Genomic DNA, 351 nt, shown 5'->3' on the forward strand with positions numbered 1-351 from the left:
GTGCACGCACCCTGGATAGCAGCTGGAAACCATCCGTCACTGGCATGCCGATATCGCTGACCAGCAGATCGATCTGGCCCTGGCGCGCAATGTCGACCGCTTCTTCGGCCGTGGCGGCGGTCAGCACGTGCGCATTGCAATCGGTGAGGATGCGCTGCACCAGCTCGCGGGCATCGGCTTCATCGTCCACCACCAGCACACGCAAGCCTTTCAGATCGCGCAGCCCCAATTCCGGTAGCGATCCGGAGTTGCTGCGCAGGGGCGCATTGGGCGGACGGCTGCGCACCATGCCGGTCGCCAGGGGCAGGCGCACGGTAAAGCTGGAACCCAGGGCTTCACCTTCGCTATGGG

At 65.0% G+C, this 351-nt stretch carries 1 protein-coding gene; it reads right to left on the reverse strand.

What is annotated here, in order from left to right; genetic code table 11:
- Window positions 1-351 (reverse strand): response regulator (locus AB4Z32_RS27920; RefSeq protein WP_442125042.1); only part of this gene is annotated, 351 nt, incomplete at both ends.

This window comes from Massilia sp. 2TAF26 (assembly GCF_052115005.1).
In the GTDB taxonomy this organism is placed as follows: Bacteria; Pseudomonadota; Gammaproteobacteria; order Burkholderiales; family Burkholderiaceae_D; genus Telluria.